Origin of the sequence: Ruegeria lacuscaerulensis (genome assembly GCF_013031245.1) — a bacterium.
GTDB lineage: Bacteria > Pseudomonadota > Alphaproteobacteria > Rhodobacterales > Rhodobacteraceae > Ruegeria > Ruegeria lacuscaerulensis_C.
The window spans coordinates 102,542-120,695 of sequence record NZ_WPZL01000009.1; the positions used below are offsets into that span (position 1 = coordinate 102,542).

Genomic DNA, 18,154 nt, shown 5'->3' on the forward strand with positions numbered 1-18,154 from the left:
GAAAGAACCCCTAATGATCGAACGTATCAACACCAATCAACGCATGAGCAAGATCGTCAAGCACAACGGCGTCGCATTTCTCTGCGGGCAGGTTGGCGAAGGAGCCACAGTGGCCGAACAGACCCGAGAGTGCCTGTCTCGCGTCGATGCGCTTCTGGACAAAGCAGGTTCGTCGCGGGAACAAATGTTGCAAGCGATAGTCTGGTTGTCCGACATGGCCGATTTTGGCGAGATGAACGACGTTTGGGATAGCTGGGTTCCCGCCGGGCACGCCCCGGCTTGCGCTTGCGGTGAGGCAAAGCTCGCTCGGCCGGATCTGAAAGTCGAGATCATCATCACCGCTGCGTGTAATGCATGACGGCAAGCGGCTTGGAAAAGGCACATACTATTCACTTCGAGTTTAATAAGCTGACGTGTCTAGAATGAACCTAATTTGAACCTGACTAAGTCTTCAATGGCAGGAAAGCCAACCGCGGACCTACTGATTACAATCCAGTTGATTGAATGTCGGCTCTTTCAATTCGCGTTGTTAATATCACGGTTGCAGCGAGTGACGGCTTCCCGCCCTTCGTGATGAATTTCAGTTGCCGCAATGCTCTGACAGAAGTGGTCTACCACGTTCATTTTCAGACACGCTATCGTAGGCCCTACCCCTCTCACGTCTGTGCAGACGTCAGCCGTTCCATAGCGTTTATGAGGGGCATTGCCCTAACCCCCCCCTGCCCCGGAACCTCCCTGTCGTCTGCATAGACAAGGATACGTTCTGAGACGTCCAGTTCTTCTGCCGCGATGTGAAACCCACGTGTTACCTTCGCCGATGTCGTCCGCTTGATCTCTATGGCCCAGAGGGCGCCGCGGGGAAATTTCAACATCAGATCCACCTCAGCCCCTGCTGAAGAGCGATAGAAGCTTGCTTCTGTTCCGCGTGGTGCCGCAGCAATCAGGTTTTCAATACAGAATCCTTCCCAACTGCCGCCGACAACTGGATGCCCCAGCAGGTCTTCCTGTGTTTCGATCCCAAGAAGCGCATGGGCTAGACCAGAATCGCGTATATAAACTTTGGGAGACTTGACCAGACGCTTCCCGGCATTGGAATGCCAGGGCGGTAGGCGACGCACCAGCATCAGGTCAACCAGTAAGTCAAGATAACGCGCAACGCTCTGGCCGGAGACACCCAGGTTTCCAGCGAGTTTTGCCGCGTTGAGTATTCCGCCTTGCTCATGGGCGAGCATTGTCCAGAACCGACGCAATGTCTCCGCCGGAATGCGCAACCCGAAAGCTGGAACATCGCGTTCCAGATAGGTGCGGATGAAATCCTCGCGCCACGCCAGGCTGGTTCGGTCGTTCTTCGCCAGGAAGCTTTCGGGAAACCCACCCCGCAACCAGAGCGCGGAGAGCGCGTCCGCTCCGGTTTCCGACAAGATGAAAGGCGTCAGCTCGTGGTAACTGACCCGTCCCGCCAGGGATTCTGCGCTTTGGTGCAGAAGCGTGTTCGAGGCCGACCCGAGCAGCAGGAATTGACCAGTCCGATGTCCTTGCCTTCGGCGTCGGTCAATTTGACCACGTAAGGCCTTGAACAGGTCCGGCATAAGTTGAACCTCATCAATCACCACTAGGCGGCCAACCTGTTCATCGAGATAAAGGTCGGGCTCTTCGAGTACCTGGCGATCGGCAGATCTCTCCATATCAAGATAGACAGCATCACGGCTTTCAGCGATATCCTGTGCGAGCGTTGTCTTCCCAACTTGCCGCGGCCCAAGAAGGACTACGCCCGCCTGGTTCTCCAGAGAATCTTCAACTGATTTTTTGTCACTGCGCTCGATCATACCCTGCATTTATTCCATTCAACGGAAGATTTACAAGGATAAACTTCGAGAGTAGTTTCCCTTTCAGCTTTCAAATCGGTGTAATCATCCATCGTCTGCCTCCCTTGCCCCAACTAGTAATCCAACAGTGTGTAGCCCATTACTCGTGCCTTTTTGTGCCACATCATGGATTGCTCGTTTTGCCGACCAACATAGCTGTGGGTGCCATCTCACCCCTATCAATCTTGGCTGTCAGTGAAATTAGATATGCCTTGTGGGACCGTATCGTCTCTGCCCGTTGGGTAATGTATCCTAGGATCATGAAACGTAAGGCTGGGCCATGAGTGGTCTTCATAGCATACCAAGTCTCGCCAAGTTGTAGTTGGTCTGCAATGGAGTCCATAATTCGATCACAATGCGCCTGATCTTTCGCAAAGCGTAGTTCCGAGCACAGCCTGGGAAAACTGCGCTCCATTTGATCTGGGGAAACTTGAATCTGAGAAAATTCTTCTTTCTTAACTTTCGGATTCAAAGAGTCATCTTTGTGCCCCTCAAATTCACTGTCACTGTCCCTCAAATTTTCTGTATCTGCCTGTGCTATCTCAGAGATTTCCACAGAGATTTCCGCCAGCAGTTCGCTGAGTACATTTGCATCTGGTTTGCGACGCAAAGCATTGCGTACGGTGAGCATCAAATCTGAGATCGCAGTGTCGTCTGCCAAAAGCTCCCTGAGACGCGCCAGAGCTGCAGAAACCTTGTCGCGGAGAACAGTAAACGGCTGTGTCGCAAACTTTGGGTCTGGATTGACGAGCATGTAGATTTCGACGTTTGTTGCCCGCGTATTGTTCTCAAACAGGTTTCAGCATGATTTCCTTGAAAGGCTGTCATTTTCCCAAGGACGTAGTTTTGTATGCTATATTCTATTAACTGCATTACACGGTTTCCCGTCGCGACTTGGAAGAGATCGTGGCTGGCATTCAAGAAGTGAACAGAATCCTGAAGCGATTTGGCTGCCCGGCTGTAGTACAGACAATCAGGTCAAACCGATCCCCAAGATCATAAATGGCGTTTAGTCAGAGCGTGAGATGCCCGAGTCACGGCACAGCGGACGCAAAACGCTTGATCGGCGTAAATAGTGGCGTCAAACTGAGAAAGATCACATTCTAATTGGGAAATGTTGGTTGAAGTAATCGGTCGGCCCCGACGGCAGTAATTGAGGATTATTTTTTGGAAAGGTTGTTTTTTTTAAAATTGCCTGTTTGGTCGGCGCTGCTCATCCTGGTTTTCATCGGCATCGGCGTCATCTTTTTTGGTTCCATCGTGAAAGATGAAACCGCTTCTCGCGAAAACTCTTCACTACAGCCATCCTGGTCCTGGGTCGGGGTCGCAGCCTATGAACTGTCATCTATTCCCGATACCGCGAAAATCCTGATGGATTCAGGAGGCGCACTGCACGCCAGCAACTACAAGCGCTTCGGAGACAAGATCGGTTGGGTCACCTACGATGACAGCGAAGACATTTCAGGCTACTTACTGTTCTCGCGTATCGACCCCGTGAAAGAATACACAACCGTCGAGTTGATCGATCTCTCAGACAAATCCGTTGTCCATACTTGGGAGCCGGATCCGGAAGTGTTACTCAAAGACGTCGAGCGCACGTCTAATATTGTTCGCTACACCCAGTGGCATCGCGGGCGCTTCCGCGCCATGCACCCGCTGCTTCTGGAGGATGGCAGTCTTGTTATGCACGGGCAATTTTCGCCACTGCTCAAACTCGATCATTGCGGCGAGCGATTGTGGATACAGGCCGGTGCGAATTTCCACCATTCGCTCAACGTCGATGCGGACGGGAACTTCTGGGCGCCAACGATTATCGAGCCATCAGAGATTTTTCGTGATCCCCAGGTTCGGGACGACGGACTGGGCCATGTATCCGCCGATGGCGAGCTCATTTCCAATACGAGCATGGCCGAGATCTTCGAGCGAAAAGGCCAGGCGCATCTGGTGGTTCAGGCCCACAGCTTCTCAAATGACCCTCTGCACATGAACGATATCCAGCCGGCGTTGGAGGATGGCCCCTACTGGAAGAAGGGCGATCTTTTCATTTCCATGCGCAAGAAATCCCTGATCGCGCTCTACCGCCCGTCCACGGACGAGATCGTGTGGCAGAAGGCGGGCCCGTGGCTGGTTCAGCACGATATTGATATCGTAAACGACCACGTAATCAGCATATTCGATAATGCGGTCAAGAACCGAGGCAAAGGCGGATTTATCGAGGAAAGTTCGGATATAGCCTTCTATGACTTTCGTACCGACGAGGTGACATTCCCGTTCAGGGAGACGTCCCGAGAGGCACGCATTTTGGCGATCACCAATGGCCTCAACGAATTGACGGAATCCGGTCACCAGATAATCGAGGAGGATACGTCCGGGCGGTTGCTGATTTACAACTCGGCGGGAAAGTTGGTGGAAGAATTCTACAACAAGGCGACATCCGACGGCCCGGCGTGGCGCATGTCTTGGAGTAGGTACATCCCGCAAGCAATGGGGGAAAAAATCGTTGCGAACCTCAGAAAAGCACCGACCTGCAACTAGAGCCTGTATTCCTCAACAGGGCTGAAATGCTACGCATGGCATCCCTAGTCAACGCAACTTTTTGGATCAACTGGTTCACCTTTCATGCAATTCGCTGACCCCGGCGAAAGATGATCGCAAAATTCCGAAGGCCTGGTTCCCGGCACGAAAAACCGACACCACAACTAAACCGGATTTTCTGGCGGCGGCGAAAAAAGCGATCGAACAATTCGGTGTAAATGCGGACCGTGCGGAGTTGCTCCGATGTGCTGATCACACCCTTGAGAAAAGCCGCCGCTAGCCTGTGGATATCCGAAAATTAAGGGCACAATGCCGGGTCAAATGTCCCAGAATGTACCTGTGTCCAGTAATTAAGGGCACAGTGACACCAATCAATCCCGCGACCAGAACCAGCCCCAGGACCCAAAGCTCGACTTTCTTAAATAGTAACCTCTCCATCACCGGCTCTCTCCTTGAGATGACGGGCACTAAAAAACAAAACGACTTCTAAATTCGTACTGGTTTTTTAACAAAACCACAGGTTTCTCAAAAGTCACAGGACGGTAAGGCGTCAAAGTAATCGGCCGGAACGTGAACAGCCGTTGTGATGATCGAATTGTAATCGTCGGTCAGTATGTTCGACATTTCGCGCACCAAATCCCCATCTGCCGTCACCTCGATCACCCGGCCTTCCATCGGTGAGGAAATCAGCCAATTGCCATTGGGCAACCGCTCCTGCTGGCCCATGATCGCACTGTCGAAGACCAATTCGGATCCAGCGAATTTGTCGCGCACCTCACCAGTGGTCAGGTCCATTTCGATAATGGAGGACCGGCGGCGATGGGTATTGTTCGAGTATACCGTAATCGTGCCATCCGGGTGAAAATCCGCATCGTGCTGATGTTCCCACGGGCCTGCCTTGTACCACTTCAGACGTTTCGTTTCGCGGTCGACAACACCGACAAGATCGATCGATCGGTGCGACATGATCAGATCGCCGGCAGAGAATTGAGGGAATGCGTCGGCCCATGCGGCAGGCAGGACTTCGACGTCATTAGGATGAATGATGTCCGGGATTTCATCGGTCTCCGCATCCCAGCGCCATTTGAAACCGTTGGGAATTCGGAAGGCCAGTTGTGCCTCGGGATCCGGAAGAATTACGTCTTGCGCCAGGTCGATGCTCTCAAGTGTTTCTCCGGTCTCCGTGTCGATCCGGGTCATCTGCTGATCGTGTCCGCCATCCCAGATTTTGGAGGTCCAGGTCCAGAACCCGCCAAGGTCGGGATCTTCGGTCAGTGAATGGTGAAACACCATATCTGTGCGTCGCCATACGATGTCGCCGCAGGCATCAAACCTTGCCATGCCTATGCTGTCGTCGAAATTGGCAAGGATCGACCCATCGGGCAGGGGGCGAACAGCGTGGGCGAATTCGGCTTGGTTGCTACCCTCAATAATCTTCGAATAATCGATCTTCCACGTGTGCAGCACATTGCCTTCGGTATCGATGAGGTCGGTCTGAAAGCCGGGCTCGGGATTGGCGATCCGATTGATCAGAACATAACCGGGCGCGATCTTGTCAGCCTGGTGCACGACGTATGAATCCGATGGCATCCGGTCCGGACGGCGGAGATAGGTTCCGTCCGGGATGATATATCCGGTGGCCCTCCACGATTTGAAGGCTTCTTTGGCTTCGGAAAAGGTCTTCCAGGGCGCCCAATTTTTGTGGGTCGCCCACATGCCTGTAACAAAAGAAAGGATACCAACGAGTAAGACTGCGGAGATGTATGAAACAATACGCATTGGCGAAACCCGGACTAAAATCGTTACCGTGTATTTGTCGTCCGCAGTCTGAACCAAGTCAACGCAGGAGTTCTGGAGTGCTGAAATTAGCGCTGAACGGTGACCTTTCCGTTCAAATACCCTGGATTGTTCGTGTCCTTTTGCTTGTGTGGAAAAGCGGGATTAAGCTTTCCGAAACGGATCGGTGCCTGATGCGGATTCCGAATGCGAAACTGTCGTAGCTATCGCGGCAGAGGGGCTGTTCCGTTCGCGGCCCCATGCGCAGGACAAGTTGGTGCGCTGCGGGTGGGGGCACTGTTCGATGTGGTTGTCGATATCCGCAAGGGCTCGCCGACCTATGGACAGTGGCTGGGTATCGATCTGACGGCCGAGAACGGAAAACAGCTTTTGGTGTCCAAAGGGTTTCTACACGGCTTTGTCACGCGGGTACCGGATACCGAGATCCGCTACAAATGCACGGATTATTATGCGCCTGATTGCGACGGGCGGTGCATTGGGACAGTTGCGGTATCGACTGGGGGCTTGATGGTGATCCGGTGCTGTCCGGCAGGGACGCGGCAGCCCCCGCCTTTACCGATTTTGACAACCCGTTTGTCTGGGAGAGTATCTCGTGAAGCTTCTGGTGACAGGGGGTGCCGGTTTTATCGGCTCGGCCGTGGCGCGGCGTGCGGTTGCGGACGGGCATCAGGTGGTCAATCTGGATGCGCTGACCTACGCGGCCTGCCTCGACAACGTGGCCGAGGTGGCCGGGAATCCCAATTACACCTTTTTAGAGGCTGATATTCGGGATCGGGCTGCCATGGATCGGGCGCTGGCCGACCATGCCCCGGACGCGGTCATGCATCTGGCGGCGGAAAGCCATGTGGATCGCTCGATTGACGGGCCCGGTGCTTTTATCGAAACCAACGTAACCGGCACCTACACATTGCTTGAAGCGGCAAGAGAGTACTGGGAAGGGCAGGGCAGAGCAGACAGTTTCCGGTTTCATCACATCTCGACCGATGAGGTCTATGGCTCGCTGGGGCCAACCGGGCAGTTCACCGAAGAAACCCCTTATGATCCCCGCTCGCCCTATGTCGACCTGATCACCTTTGTCGCCGACCGTCCGGGCCATGATGCGCGCTATGCCATCGACCCGACCCGCATCAGGGAAGAGCTGAACTGGCGACCCTCGGTCAGCGTTGAAGAAGGGCTGGAGAAAACCGTTCAGTGGTATCTCGACAATGAAAGCTGGTGGCGCGCGCTGCAAAACCGTGATGGCGTCGGCAAGCGGTTGGGTGTGAAGGCATGACCATCCTCGTCTTTGGCCGAACCGGACAGGTGGCGCGGGGGGGCTATGACATCCTGCGCACCTCGTGGGTGGTGTCGGTCCATGGCAACAACTTCGTCAAGACGATGCGACGGCTGCGGGTGAGCGGGATCAATTGTCCATCGTGGCCGACCAGATCGGCGGCCCGGCCCCCGCGCGGGACATAGCGGCGGCCTGCCTGTCCATGGTGCAGCAGCTGATCGAGGATGCGGGCAAGGCGGGTATCTACCATTTTGCAGGCGCGCCCGACGTCAGCTAGGCCGGGTTCGCCCGCGCGATTTTTGCTGAATTAGAGACTGATTGTGATGTAACAGACATCCCGTCCGCCGATTATCCCACGCCTGCCCGGCGCCCGTTGAATTCCCGCCTTGATTGTTCCTCACTGGAAACAACTTTCGGCATTAGCCGTCCTGACTGGCGGCAGGGTTTGAGTGATATTCTGAGAGAATTGGAAAACGCGTCATGACGACACGCAAAGGCATCATACTTGCCGGAGGGTCTGGCACGGGGCGAGTTGGAAATCACCGACCTGCTGCAGATGTATCTGGAAAAAGGCCAACTTAGGATCGAAACCATGGGGCGCGGCTATGCCTGGCTGGATACCGGCACCCATGCCAGCCTGCTGGATGCGGGCAATTTCGTGCGCACGCTGGAAGAACGTCAGGGATTGCAGACCGGCTGCCCGGAAGAGATCGCGCGGCAGTTGGGATGGATCAACGAGGAACAGTTGCGCCAGCGTGCAGAGATGTTCGCCAAGAATGAATATGGCGCCTATCTGGATGGTTTGTTGAAGTAGACAGCGACGATGCTGATTGCTTCAGGTGCAGCCCACCTCAACAAAATCACCATAAGATAAGGGATAGCGCAACGCATCCATCATCCAAAACACGGTGTCATCCCCGTAGGAATTGATGACTTCCCAGACGACTTTCCCGTCCGGCGTAACTTCAAAAGCGCGCCCTGCGTCGGTTTCAGCCAGCAGAATGTTTCCGTTTGCAAGCACCTGATGTTTGCCGCGGAAATGGGAATAAAAAGGTTCCTCGCCGGATCCGCCAAAGACGGTGGTCACTGTGCGGGACATGGGGTCAATTTTCAGCACGCGACTCCCTCCCCGGTCACCTAGGAATGCGTTCTCTGTTGTCGGTCTGCCGCCAGCCCGGTTGTCGAATACTGTGATCGTCCCGTCCGCCTGAAAATCGGGGTCATGCTGCCCGATCATGGGCCCGGTCATGTACCATTTTAGCTTGTGGCTTTCTCCGTCGAGCACCCAGATCTGGTTAAAATGCCGAAAGCTGAGAAGAAGGTCCCCTGCATTAAATTCCGGGAACGCATCTGCAATCTCCGCGCTCAGAACCTCGACATCGTTCAGATGGCCCACATCCTCGCGAACGGGCCGTATTGCCATCAGGCCTTCCAGCCTGTCATCTGTCAGGACCTTTACGAGATCGATCAGATCCGTCTGCTCACCGGTTTCCAGATCGAACCGAGCGATGGCGTCAAAGTTAAAACCTTCTCCACCCCGTACCAAGGTGTTCGGCGCGTATCTGTCGACATAAACAGGTGTCCAGAAGCCGCCGGAATCATCCAGCGTCAATGCATGGTGCGAGCGGTTGTCGTTCTTCCAGACGATGTCTCCGCAAGCGGAAATCCGGTAGGTGCCCCGCCCGTCCAGATTGGCCAGCATGTCGCCGTTGGGCAAAAGCGCGGCCCCATGTATGAGCGCATGAAACTTGTGCGCGGCCTTGTGTGTGGCGTTTTCCCGGGCAAGTTCAAAGAAATCGACGGGCCATTCATGCAAAAGAGAGCCGTCCATCCCATACAGACGGGCGGTCAGTCGACCATCAAACACGCTCACAAGAAAGGTAACCCCGGGTTGCATTTCGGCAGGTTCGATCCTTGGTTCCCAATCCGGTGGCAAGGCCATGGTCCCCATGTGTTGGGTCGGTCGAATCCCCATCATGGCAAGACCTTCCAGCCGGAGAATTTTCAGCGTTCGTATCCCAAGCTCCAGCTGTGGCTGGGGTGGAATTCTGAAATGGCCGAAAGCAACGCCGACCAGAAAGGCCAGTGCGACGCCGCATGCTGCGGATAAAATTAAAGGAAAACGGATTTTTTTGCTCCTTTTAGAGAAACCGGAGAACCCCATTAAACTATAAACGTCCTAAAAGCGCGTCACTGGTGAACAACGTGGCCAATGATGCCATTCATTGCAACCGGTCTAAATGGGAACGCGGCTATGGTTCGTGTGGCAACCAGCTTTATTTATCGGACCAGAAGCCGCTCACGACACAACCTGTTGACGGGCCCGCCCACAATTGAACGACCAGACCGACTATTCCATGGCCTCACCGCCGACTGCAAAGCGGTCCGGTGGGGTTACAGGAATTCGCCACGTATCTTTCAACAATTAGGGGCGGATTTCTAAAATGTATTCACTTTGGCAACGCTTCTTGTTGAAATGCACCCGTTGCCGCACATTCGTTTCGACGCACGTCCCGGGAGCGGGAATAATCGGAACGACTGGTACGGAAATTGTGTCTGCCCCGCGCAAGGTCGGGTTATTGTTTGACGTCCTGAATTTACGAGTGTGACCGGAGAAGCCTTTATGAACCAGCAGGCTCCAGCCCTAGGCCGCAATGACCTGGCAGTGCTTCTGTTCATCCTCCTTCTTGCGGCGGTGCTGAGAACCGCCGGTCTGAACGCGCCGCTGTGGTATGATGAGATCTGGACCGTCGACACGCATATCCGCCTTCCCTGGGGGGAAATGGTGCGCGAATATTCGATGAACCATCACTATTTCTTCAGCATTAAGGCCAAGCTGGTTTCCCAGATTTTTGGAGAACAAGCCTGGGCCTATCGCTTTCCGGCCGTCTTGTTCGGGGTGGGCGTTGTCGGCGCAATCTGGTGGCTGGCAAAAGACGTTGCTGGCCCCCGGATAGCACATGTGTCCGCCTTGCTGGTGGCCTTGTCCTATCATCAGGTCTGGTTTTCGCAGAATGCCCGCGGCTATACCGAGCTGGCTTTCTGGAGCACGCTTGGCTTCATTTTTTTTCTGCGGGGCGTGCACCGCCCGACATTTGGTACATGGATTGCATTTGGCCTGACCGCTGCGGCGGCTGTATTCACCCATCTGACCGGCGCGTTTTTCTTTGTCGCTCTGGGGCTGGTATGGCTGATATCCCTGATCACCGGTTTCGGAAGGGGGCCTCTGACCCGTGACTGGGTGCTGCGGCCGCTGACCGGCGTTGCGATTGCGATTGCGTTGATCTTGCTGGCATATCTGCCGATTTTGCCGAGTATCGCAGGCACCGTGGGCGATGTCGCATCCACATCGGCCGTTGATCCGATGCAGGAGTATCAGAACCCGCTCTGGACCATTGTCGAGGGCCTGCGGACTGCGGTCGGGAGTACTGGCCCTCTGACATTGTTCGTTGCTGTTGGCGGGATGGTCGCGCTCGCATTCGGCGCGGCAGGGGCGCATTCGACGCAACCGCTGTTCTTTCCGTCCATCGTCATGCACTTCATTGTGACGCTGGTCATCCTTCTGGCGCTTGGCATGCGGATCTGGCCAAGGTTCTTCTTTGTCGACATTGGTCTTGTCATCATCCTTGCCGTCGTCGGCTGCTGGTACAGTGCCGGTATGGTGGCAAGGGGGCTGAGGCGACCCCAAATCAAACCCCTGCTAGTCGCCATAGGCGTTGTGGCGATGATCGCCGTTTCCCTGTTTCTTGTGCAGCGAAACTATGCTGCGCCGAAACAGGACTTGGCCGGGGCCTTTGCGCTTGTGGAAGAGACCCGTACCCCGTCCGAACGGATTTATGCCATCAACCCGGGTGGGCCTATCTTCGAAAGGCATTTCAATGCCGACTGGACAACCATTGGCGATGCCGAAGGTTATTTTGATGCGATGGCGCAGCCCGGGCCTGTGGCGCTGGTTGTTCTGTTTCCGAACCGGATGTTCCGGGCCATTCCGCAACTTGGGCAGGATGCCGAACGGCAACTGGAGCTTGTTCAGGCATTCGCCGGAACGCTTGGGGATGGCCGGGTTCTTGTCTACCGGCGCAGGTGAGAGACGTATGAAAGTCCGAATTTTGATATCCGAAAGGTGTCAGAGGTGAATGACAGGGGAGATTTGGTGTGGGAATATGCTAATCGTTTCGACGCCGATATTGTGAAAAGAAAATCCAACTCGAATTTAAGTCCATCCGGGTTTTTCAAACTGAATGAGAGGAATAAACGTCATGAAGATATTTTCGGAAGATCGCATTAGGCACATTAGGGCTGTGTCACTGCTATATGTAGGGGTGCTGTTGCTGGTCCTTCCAAACCCGGCATTTGCCTATATCGGCCCCGGTGCGGGTCTGGGTGCGATCGCCGTCACGATTGCCGTGATACTTGGCGTTCTCTTCCTTGTTGTCGGGCTTGTGTGGTTCCCGCTCAAACGGATGATCAAGGGACGGAAGAAAGGCGTCAACGACAACAACGAGCTTGACCCGACGCAATGATACTAATTGTTGCCGTTTCGCTGTTTGCAGTGGGCGGGTTCGCATTTGTCCTTTGGCGCACAAATATCTTTGAGGCGGCAAACGACGTCGTAAGCACAAGCATGTCGGGTGTGGCGTCTCTGGTGGACAGCCAGCTGTCCGACGATGCCAAGGAACAGGCGGTGCGGCGTGCCGGGCTGAAGCTGATCGTTGGCGGCTTCAACATCGCCTGGCGCGTCATTCTGGCGCTGGCCGCTGCGGCCTTGCCGATATACCTGGTCGAGTTTCTCGGACTGACATCCAGCAGCGCAGTCTTCGACGTCATGCTGCGGCTCGATTACATTGTCATCGTCTCGGTTGCGGCGATCGTGGCGGTGAAGGTTGTTCAGTGGTTTCGCGCGGACCCCAAAGCGCAGGAGGCGGAGGGTACGCTGTATTCGCCGGTCGAGCAATTCGTGCACAACCTGGCGTTCTCAAGCCCTGCGGTTCTGAAGGCGGCCTCGTGGGCCGAGGAAAAACTGCCATCCCAATCCAAAGCGGATGAGGCCGGGCAGCCGATTTTTGTCACCTCTCTGGCGCGCGGGGGTACGACGGCGGTTCTGAACGCGCTGCATGATACGCCGGATATCGCGACCCATATTTATCGGGACATGCCTTTTCTGACCGCGCCGCTTCTGTGGAACAAACTGGCCGGAGGGCAAAAACGAGGGGTGAGCCGCCGCCAACGCGCCCATGGCGACGGGCTCGAGATCGATCTGGACAGCCCGGAGGCGTTCGAGGAAGTCATCTGGAAAATGTTCTGGCCGCAAAAGTACCAGGGGTCTTCGATCCCTCTGTGGACGGCAGAGGAAACCGATCATGACGCCGATCAGTTCATGCGCCGCCACATGTCCGAGATTGTTCGAGCGCGGACGGTTCAGGCGGGGTCCGAGGGTACGCCCAAAACGCGCTATTGCTCGAAGAACAACGCCAATATTGCCCGGATTCCATATCTTCTGAACGCTTTTTCCGATTGCAGGATCGTGGTGCCGGTCCGGCGCCCGGAAAGCCATGCCCATTCCCTGCTGCGGCAGCACAGGAATTTCTGCAAGCAACAGGCCGAGGACGCGTTCATCGCCCGTTACATGGGGGATATCGGCCATTATGAGTTTGGCAAGATTCACAAACCCTTTCTGTTTCCGGGGTTTGACCCCGAAGGGCAGATCGCTGAGACGGCGGATTACTGGCTGGATTACTGGACACACGCATTTCGGCATGTGCTGGATCACAAGGATAAGTGCATCCTTCTTCTGCAGGACGATTTGCGCACCTCTCCCGGCAAAACGATGACCGATCTATACGGTGCGCTTGATCTTGAGCCGGGCGGTCAGGTTTTCGAAAGCTATTTCCATTCGAAGCAGGATGTGGCGGAGATCGGGGATTTCGATCCGGGCAAGTTCCGCGAGGCGATGGACGTGTATGAAGCGCTGAAAGAGTGCGTGCGCAATACCTGAGCCGATTATCTATCGCCGTGTCGGATAGTTTTTGACAAGTGTCGAACCGGCATTGAGCTGGTCGATACTGCCGCCGGGTCGTACGCCATATTCATTGTAACCGTTGGCCGCTCCGGTTGCATAATAGATAAATTCACGGTCGTAATAGCCGGGCTGCCCGGGGGATTTGTCCTGAATGATGGCGTTGTTGAGAATGGCCCAGTCCGGTTGGTTCTTGTAGCCGGTGATGCCGGCAACCGCGTTTTGTTCGATCACCACAGAGGTTGAGCCGGGAGAGACTCTGATACGTGGAATTGTGACCTTTCTATTTTTTTCGGGCCGGTGGACCCGGATGACCGAATTCTTGCGGATCGAAAGATTGTCGATCGCAGCTACCGAAATCCCATGGACGTGCGAATTGTAAATGACGTTGTTTTCGATCAGCACATTCTGGTGGCGCAGCATCGGGTCGCCCAGATTTTTGCCGTCGCCGCCCATCCAGATTGTCTGGGCATAGTCTCCGGCACCCATGTCAAATATATTGTTCCGGATCGTGATATCGGTGCTGCGCCGGTTCGAACTGCGTAGAATCTGGATCATGTCCCGGTGATCTTTGCCCTTCACACCGCGGAAGTTATGCATGCGGTTTGCTTCAATCACCAACCCGTCAATCACGCCAAGCGCGATGCCATCTGAACGGATGTCAGTAAATTCATTGCCGCGTATCGTGAGGTCGACAACGCTGTCGCCTGTCAGCGCTTTCCACCACTTCCGGAAGATCGAGCCACTGATATCGATCTTTGCGCTATTCCGGATGCGCAGCCCGCGCCCGTGCCCCGCCCCTGATTTGTAACCGCCGTCGAAGACTGAATTGGTGATGGAAATGCCACGGCTCTCATGGATGCTGAAACGATTGGCGGTGGATTTTTCGCCAGACGAGAACTCGTAGTCGAAGACCAGCCCGTCCAGTGCGATGTTGCCTGCTTTGTTCAGGCGCAATTCGGTGAAGCAAGCTGGGGATCCGGCGGTGGCTGAGCGGATCGTGACAGGCTTTTTGAATCCTCTGTTGATTTTCAGGGGGCCGTAATTTCCACCTTCCAGAAGGAATGTCTCGCCGCCTTTCGCATTCCTGATTGCAGAGGAAAGTTCCGAAGGGTTGCGGATGGCCTGCCCGTTTCCTGCATTGACTGCGTTCGCCGCGATCTTTGTGCCGCTACAGGCCGGGGCGGCTGAGGATGGCACCGGCAGGGCTAACAGCAACATTAAAGTGCAGGCCAGTAATCCGATAGAACTGAATATGTACCGCATGAGAAACCCGTCATGAAAATCTTTACTGCGCAGAAAGGCTACGAGGGCGAATGCGCCGTGTCCACAGAGGTGTCGTGAGCAATGTGCCAGTGATTTGGCGGTGGGTGGCGCTTCTTGACGTAGGGGCACCGGGCAAATCATCGCCGACGCTAGGTCATGATACGCAAGGACACGCCTGAATAGTGGTTTTTTTGTGGCGATTGTTGCGAAGCAGGAATCAATTATGCCAGCCCTTAGGCACCGCCAAGGGATGGGGAACAATTCCTGGTATTGTGTATCGAGTTCACTAGGAAATGAAGGCAATGGGGCAGAACTGTCCCAGTACAGGCAACAGTTTCCAAACATAGCCATATTTTGGTCAATCTGCCGCCCTTGTGCGGCTGTTCCCTCTGTCCTGGGTGTGCGGGTTCTCTTGCGCTGCCACTCACAGCGCCTATGAAACAGAAGGTGAAACATGTCGACGACAATCACGGTAACGTCTGCTGCAGAGCTGAACCAGGCTCTATCACAGGCGACAGGTGGGGAAACGATATTGCTTGCGGCTGGTGATTACGGGAAGCTCAGCCTCAAAGGCACCCAATTCGCATCAGAAGTGACGATCAAATCCGCCGATCCGAACAATCAGGCAAGCTTTTCCGAAATGTACCTGACCAATACGTCGAACATTACGTTCGACGAGGTCGTGTTCGATTATACGTACAGTTCGGGTGATACGGCCACCACCAATAAATTCCTGATCACTGGCAGCAACAATATTACCATCGACAATTCTGTCTTCGATGGTGACCTTAGCAGCGGCACCGGCCTTGGCAAAGGGTTGGTCATCCGGAGCTCGGACAATATTGATGTCATCAACACCGAATTCCATTCCTGGTGGAAAGCTTTGGGTGCCGCGAAATCGAGCGACATCAACTTCTCGGGCAACAACATCCACACAATCCGATCGGACGGCATTTCGCTCGGAGAAGTCCAGAATGTTCTGATTGAGAACAACTATATTCATGATTTCGGTGGTGCCGCAGGCTCCAAAGATCACCGCGACATGATCCAGGTCCAGCGCTCGAACGGGACCGGCAGCAGCGACATCATCATCCGCAACAATGTCCTTGACATGGGTGATGGTGATTACACGCAGGGGATCTGGTTTGGGGGTGACAAAGCCACATTTAAGGATCCAACGAACTGGCACTACAATGTCGTGATCGAGAACAATATTATCTACAATGCGCATGCAAACGGTCTTGCCGTGCACATGACACAGGGGCTGGATATCACGAACAATACGCTGATCGCCGTGCCGTCGGGTCAGACCGGCGGCGTGGCCATACCCAAAATCCTTGTGACGGGCGGATCCAAGGACGTGACGATCGAACAGAACATCACGCCTGCCATTGTCAGTCCCACGGTCCTTGCGTCCGACGCCAACTGGACCGTTCAGGACAATGCGATCATTCAGCCCAAGAACTATGATGCGCATTTCATCTTTCATGCGACGGCTGCCAACGACGGACATAACCAATATGGCGTCATCCCAGGCAGCACGGCGGATTTGTTGGATGCTGGGTCGAGTCTGTCCGATGCCTTTCCGTTTGACTATTACAGCTGGGTTGGCAGCTCCAACTCCACAGTGGTGAACCCTGGCGGTTCGGGATCGGGTAATACGGGCACGACAACCCCGGTCCCGACAGCGCCTAGCGGCGGCACGACAACCCCGACGACCCCGGTAGATGACACGACGGGTTCGACCGGAACCAACACGGGCACGACGACACCGGCCCCGACAGCACCTAGCGGCGGTACGACAACTCCGACGACCCCGGTAGATGACACGACGGGTTCGACCGGAACTTCGGGCGCGACGGGATCGCAATCCCCGATGGTCTTTGACGACTTCGTGCTGGACATTGCCGGATTGTCGGGCCGCGCGTTGAAGGACGATGCGCATGTTGTCGATACGGCGACCGGTCCCGTCGTCCACCTCGACGGCCATAAGGATCAGGTGAAGCTTGGACGGATGAAGCAGTTCGAAGATTCCGATCAGCTTGCCTTTACCGTCGAGTTTGCCCGGGATGAGGCCGATGGCGCAGCCCAACGCCTGATCTGGAACAAAGGACATGTGGGGCTGACTCTGGTCGACGACGGCCTGAAGGTGCATGTCAAGAACAACGACGGCAAGTTTCACGAAGGCTTCCTTGTTAAGGATCTGGGCCTGAACGATACCGAAGCGCATGAGATCACCCTGATGGTCGATGAGGTCGCGGATCGGCTGCAGGTTCTGGTCGATGACGAGGTTGTCCTCGACAGGACAGATATCGATCTGGATTTTACCGGTGGTCGCGAATGGGGCTGGGACATCGGTTTCAGCCGGGGCCGTTATGCCGATGGCGATCTCAGCGGCTTTGCGATCGATGACGAGGTTCAGTTTGTCGATACGCTGGGCAGTTCCGTTGATCTGATGGGCTGACGGCCAGATCTTTGATCGCACTTAGAACAACGAAAGGGCAGGTCGGGGTTTTCCGACCTGCCCTTTCCTTTTTCACCGGATGCATTGTCAAACCTGTCACGACTCCGGCATATGGTGCCTATTGGGTTGAGAGTTTCCTGTCATGATTTTGTCCGACCGCCACAGATTTGTATTCATACATGTGCCGAAATGCGCCGGCACTTCGGTGCGGACGGCTGTTCTGCCCTACCACGACGCGGATGAGCGGTTTTTGAAAACGGTTGAGCGGCACCCGGAACTGGGTGAGATTGATTTTCGTCACCTCCCCCTGCATTTGCTGCGCGACCTCGACCCGGAAGCTTTTGAGAAGCTGAAGCTTTATGACAGTTATGCCCTGCTGCGTGATCCGTATCAGCGCTTTCGATCTGCCATGGCGCAGCGGGCCAAGATGTACCTGGGCAGCGAGTTCGCGCAGCTTGGCGAAAACGAGCTGCGTGGTGAGCTGGGTCGTGTGCAGGACTACCTGCTGTCAGAGCCTCGTGTGATTGCGCCGGAATTCATTCATTTCGCCCGACAATCGGATTTCGTTCAGATCGGTAATGAGCGTCTGGTGCATCATCTTTTCCCGGTCGAGCACCTCGATCTGCTTGCCAAGGCGCTGGCCCGGCATATCGGCGCAGACACACTGCAGATCGGGCATGCCAACAAGACACAGGTGTTTCGCAACCCGCGCCTGAAACATGTCGCGCGCACCGGCAGCCAACTGGCTCGCCGGGTGCTACCCGGCGCGGTGCATGAAACGCTGCGCCGGTCAGCGCGGCGGGTGCTGATGAAACCGGTCACCACGACCGAGCGATCGGTTTTTGATGCAGTGGAGGTCCAAGAGTTTATCGCCAGCTACTACTGTGCGGATATCGCCCTATACAAAGAGGTGCAGGCGGGTATGGCCGCTTAGACCG

The 18,154-nt window shown here is 55.1% G+C and carries 14 protein-coding genes and 3 pseudogenes; 12 read left to right on the forward strand and 5 right to left on the reverse strand.

Annotated features, from left to right (window positions below):
• Positions 1-13 precede the first annotated feature (13 nt).
• Complete coding sequence (locus GOX66_RS13135; RefSeq protein ID WP_170763195.1) at positions 14-358, forward strand: RidA family protein; 345 nt, start codon at positions 14-16, stop codon at positions 356-358.
• 298 nt (positions 359-656) lie between these two features.
• Here the strand turns inward: GOX66_RS13135 and GOX66_RS13140 are convergent, their stop codons facing one another.
• Entirely contained in the window at positions 657-1,835 is a 1,179-nt protein-coding gene (locus GOX66_RS13140; protein WP_237212588.1) for an ATP-binding protein, read from the reverse strand.
• Positions 1,836-1,989: 154 nt separating this feature from the next.
• Positions 1,990-2,619 carry a hypothetical protein gene (locus GOX66_RS13145; RefSeq protein WP_174822729.1) on the reverse strand — a complete coding sequence of 210 codons (630 nt, stop codon included), beginning with the start codon at positions 2,617-2,619 and terminating at the stop codon, positions 1,990-1,992.
• Positions 2,620-3,032: 413 nt separating this feature from the next.
• Here GOX66_RS13145 and GOX66_RS13150 point away from each other — a divergent pair, with 413 nt between their 5' ends.
• Positions 3,033-4,400, forward strand: a complete 1,368-nt coding sequence (locus tag GOX66_RS13150) for an arylsulfotransferase family protein (RefSeq protein ID WP_170763196.1) — start codon at positions 3,033-3,035, stop codon at positions 4,398-4,400.
• 61 nt (positions 4,401-4,461) lie between these two features.
• On the forward strand, positions 4,462-4,680 hold the full coding sequence (locus GOX66_RS13155; protein ID WP_170763197.1) for a hypothetical protein: 219 nt from the start codon (positions 4,462-4,464) through the stop codon (positions 4,678-4,680).
• 245 nt (positions 4,681-4,925) lie between these two features.
• On the opposite strand, the gene GOX66_RS13160 is transcribed toward GOX66_RS13155, so the two are convergent.
• Positions 4,926-6,179, reverse strand: coding sequence for an arylsulfotransferase family protein (locus tag GOX66_RS13160; RefSeq protein ID WP_170763198.1), 1,254 nt, complete (start codon positions 6,177-6,179; stop codon positions 4,926-4,928).
• Between the two features lie 184 nt (positions 6,180-6,363).
• On the opposite strand from GOX66_RS13160, the pseudogene GOX66_RS13165 reads away from it, so the two are divergent.
• From GOX66_RS13165 to GOX66_RS13180, 4 genes and pseudogenes are all read left to right on the forward strand, one after another.
• A pseudogene (locus GOX66_RS13165) lies at positions 6,364-6,793 on the forward strand (dTDP-4-dehydrorhamnose 3,5-epimerase family protein).
• Positions 6,790-7,470 (forward strand): SDR family NAD(P)-dependent oxidoreductase, encoded by a 681-nt coding sequence (locus GOX66_RS13170; protein WP_170763199.1) that lies wholly within the window; start codon positions 6,790-6,792, stop codon positions 7,468-7,470. Before GOX66_RS13165 ends, GOX66_RS13170 begins: the two are co-directional and overlap by 4 nt.
• A gap of 32 nt (positions 7,471-7,502) precedes the next feature.
• Positions 7,503-7,954: pseudogene (locus tag GOX66_RS13175) on the forward strand (SDR family oxidoreductase); the annotation flags it as partial.
• 36 nt (positions 7,955-7,990) lie between these two features.
• A pseudogene (locus GOX66_RS13180) lies at positions 7,991-8,284 on the forward strand (sugar phosphate nucleotidyltransferase); the annotation flags it as partial.
• Between the two features lie 21 nt (positions 8,285-8,305).
• On the opposite strand, the gene GOX66_RS13185 reads toward GOX66_RS13180, so the two are convergent.
• Complete coding sequence (locus GOX66_RS13185; protein ID WP_170763200.1) at positions 8,306-9,448, reverse strand: arylsulfotransferase family protein; 1,143 nt, start codon at positions 9,446-9,448, stop codon at positions 8,306-8,308.
• Between the two features lie 645 nt (positions 9,449-10,093).
• Here GOX66_RS13185 and GOX66_RS13190 point away from each other — a divergent pair.
• The 3 genes from GOX66_RS13190 to GOX66_RS13200 all read left to right on the forward strand — a co-directional run bounded on the left by GOX66_RS13190 (position 10,094) and on the right by GOX66_RS13200 (position 13,465).
• A complete protein-coding gene (locus tag GOX66_RS13190; RefSeq protein ID WP_170763201.1) occupies positions 10,094-11,557 on the forward strand; it encodes a glycosyltransferase family 39 protein in 1,464 nt (487 codons plus the stop codon).
• Positions 11,558-11,729: 172 nt separating this feature from the next.
• Positions 11,730-11,993, forward strand: a complete 264-nt coding sequence (locus GOX66_RS13195) for a hypothetical protein (protein WP_174822730.1) — start codon at positions 11,730-11,732, stop codon at positions 11,991-11,993.
• Positions 11,990-13,465: a sulfotransferase gene (locus GOX66_RS13200; RefSeq protein WP_170763202.1), complete on the forward strand. Its 1,476-nt coding sequence runs from the start codon at positions 11,990-11,992 to the stop codon at positions 13,463-13,465. The genes GOX66_RS13195 and GOX66_RS13200 overlap by 4 nt, the downstream gene beginning before the upstream one ends.
• Positions 13,466-13,474: 9 nt before the next feature.
• On the opposite strand, the gene GOX66_RS13205 is transcribed toward GOX66_RS13200, so the two are convergent.
• Complete coding sequence (locus tag GOX66_RS13205; RefSeq protein WP_170763203.1) at positions 13,475-14,752, reverse strand: right-handed parallel beta-helix repeat-containing protein; 1,278 nt, start codon at positions 14,750-14,752, stop codon at positions 13,475-13,477.
• Positions 14,753-15,206: 454 nt separating this feature from the next.
• On the opposite strand from GOX66_RS13205, the gene GOX66_RS13210 reads away from it, so the two are divergent.
• A complete protein-coding gene (locus GOX66_RS13210) occupies positions 15,207-17,216 on the forward strand; it encodes a right-handed parallel beta-helix repeat-containing protein (RefSeq protein ID WP_170763204.1) in 2,010 nt (669 codons plus the stop codon).
• 142 nt (positions 17,217-17,358) lie between these two features.
• Positions 17,359-18,150 (forward strand): sulfotransferase family 2 domain-containing protein, encoded by a 792-nt coding sequence (locus tag GOX66_RS13215; protein ID WP_170763205.1) that lies wholly within the window; start codon positions 17,359-17,361, stop codon positions 18,148-18,150.
• Positions 18,151-18,154: the final 4 nt, after the last annotated feature.

Coding starts and splice junctions, on each gene's coding strand:
- GOX66_RS13135 (WP_170763195.1), top strand. CDS start 14: ATGATCGAACGTATCAACACCAATCAACGCATGAGCAAGATCGTCAAG.
- GOX66_RS13145 (WP_174822729.1), bottom strand. CDS start 2,619: ATGCTCGTCAATCCAGACCCAAAGTTTGCGACACAGCCGTTTACTGTT.
- GOX66_RS13185 (WP_170763200.1), bottom strand. CDS start 9,448: ATGATGGGGATTCGACCGACCCAACACATGGGGACCATGGCCTTGCCA.
- GOX66_RS13200 (WP_170763202.1), top strand. CDS start 11,990: ATGATACTAATTGTTGCCGTTTCGCTGTTTGCAGTGGGCGGGTTCGCA.
- GOX66_RS13205 (WP_170763203.1), bottom strand. CDS start 14,752: ATGCGGTACATATTCAGTTCTATCGGATTACTGGCCTGCACTTTAATG.
- GOX66_RS13215 (WP_170763205.1), top strand. CDS start 17,359: ATGATTTTGTCCGACCGCCACAGATTTGTATTCATACATGTGCCGAAA.
- GOX66_RS13195 (WP_174822730.1), top strand. CDS start 11,730: ATGAAGATATTTTCGGAAGATCGCATTAGGCACATTAGGGCTGTGTCA.
- GOX66_RS13210 (WP_170763204.1), top strand. CDS start 15,207: ATGTCGACGACAATCACGGTAACGTCTGCTGCAGAGCTGAACCAGGCT.
- GOX66_RS13160 (WP_170763198.1), bottom strand. CDS start 6,179: ATGCGTATTGTTTCATACATCTCCGCAGTCTTACTCGTTGGTATCCTT.
- GOX66_RS13140 (WP_237212588.1), bottom strand. CDS start 1,835: ATGCAGGGTATGATCGAGCGCAGTGACAAAAAATCAGTTGAAGATTCT.
- GOX66_RS13190 (WP_170763201.1), top strand. CDS start 10,094: ATGAACCAGCAGGCTCCAGCCCTAGGCCGCAATGACCTGGCAGTGCTT.